2 protein-coding genes are annotated in these 1,652 nt (G+C 67.4%); both read left to right on the top strand.

All coding sequences use genetic code 11. From position 1 onward, the window contains the following. A partial coding sequence (locus PHX69_RS09355; protein ID WP_288043459.1) for a thioredoxin family protein occupies positions 1–315 on the top strand: 315 nt, incomplete at its 5' end. A gap of 13 nt (positions 316–328) precedes the next feature. Next, positions 329–1,652 (top strand): SWIM zinc finger family protein (locus PHX69_RS09350; protein WP_288043458.1); only part of this gene is annotated, 1,324 nt, incomplete at its 3' end.

The following is a 1,652-nucleotide window of genomic DNA, read 5'->3' as shown; positions in this document are numbered from 1 at the left end:
GCCGCCTGGTGCCGCACCTGCGACGCTTACCGCAGCGTGTTCGATGCCGCCGCCGCGCAGTACCCCGGCGCCCGTTTTGTCTGGCTGGACGTGGAAGACGAGGCCGCGCTGGTGGATGACCTGGACATTGAGACTTTTCCCACCCTGCTGATAGCCGATGGCACCGGGCAGGTGCGCTTTTGGGGGCCGCTGTTGCCCCAGCCGGGGGTGCTGGCGCGCATGCTCACCAGCTTGCCCGCCGCCGCACCCATGCCAGAGGCGCAGGCGCTGCTGGCGCGTATCAGTGCGGCGCAAGCCGGTAGCACGGCCCAGTAACGCAGGGATGACCATGGATTCTTTGCGTGAGCCCAGTGCCGGTTTTTGGATACACCCCGACGTCATCCGGCAAGACGCCAGTGCAACCACCTTCGAGCGCGGTCTGGCGCTGTACCGCACAGGGAAGGTGCTGGACTTTGACATGGAGCCGCTGGACGACCACTGGCAGCTGTTTGGCGAAGTGCAGGGCAGTGCGCACTATCCCTACGAGTTGAACATTGAAGTCTGGCTGGACGAGGCGGGCGAGCCCGAAGAGTGGGCCAGTGATTGTTCCTGCCCTGTGGGGGCGCAGTGCAAGCACGCCGTGGCGCTGATGCTGGAGGCGGCGCACCAGGGCAGGGCGTTCATCCAGTCGCTGGGGGTATTGCCGATTCCCGCTGGGCCCCTGTCGCCCGAGGCGCTGTTGGCGCAACAGCAGGCGCATGCGCAAGCCGAGCAAGAGCGCCAGGCCAAGGCCCTGCACGCGCAGGCAGAAATAGCCCGCGCACGGGCCAAGGCGCAGTCGTTGCAGTGGCTGCAGGCACTGGGCCGTGTCAGCGCGGCGGACAGCGTGGCGGCACTGGGCACTTCCACCCGGCGCAGCGGCGAGCGCGAAGACCAGTTTTTGTATGTGCTGCGGGCCGATACGCAGCAAAAACCGCCCCAGTTGCGCCTGAGCGTGCAGGTTTCTTACCAGAAAGTGGCGGGTGGCTGGGCCAAATTGCGCGGCCTGCGCGATATGCCCGGGCCCCACCAGCCCCTGTACCAGCAGGCCAGCCAAACTGACCGGGATGTGCTGGATCTGGTCAAGGGGATGATGGTCAGCCCTGGCGCATATGGGGCGTATTCGTATGGTGCACGCCTGGACGATGGCGTGGCTCTGCGCGGTCCCGCCGCCGCGCTGGCGTTGCAGATGGCGGCCAGCACGGGGCGGCTGTTTGCGGGCATGCACGATGGCCAACCTGGCCCGGCTCTGCAATGGGGCGCCGAGCGCACCCTGGTCTGGCGCTGGGATGCTGTGTCGCCCGGCGCGGATGGACAAAAGCAGTGGGCGCTGCGGGCATGTCTGGAGCAGGACGGCGCTGTGCTCTATGCCAATGCCCCGCCCCTGTACCTGGATGCGGCCCAGGGCCTGTGCGGCCCGGTACAGGTGCCCGGGGTATCGCCCGCGCAGTTACAGGTACTGCTGACCGCCCCGGTGCTGCAAGAGGAGGTTTTACAAGCCCACTCGGTAGAGCTGTTGCAGGGTCTGGGCCCGCTGCCCGCCCCTCCGAGCGTGCATGGTATCCAGAAAGTCGATGGCGGTGCCCCGCGTGCACTGCTGCACCTGGCGCCCACACCAGCAGCGCAGGTGGCGC

The sequence above is a fragment of the Simplicispira sp. genome (genome assembly GCF_028687295.1).
Taxonomy (GTDB): Bacteria; Pseudomonadota; Gammaproteobacteria; order Burkholderiales; family Burkholderiaceae_C; genus Simplicispira; species Simplicispira metamorpha.
The sequence above is the reverse complement of the archived record's forward strand: the minus strand, read 5'-3'. Positions and strand labels throughout refer to the sequence as shown.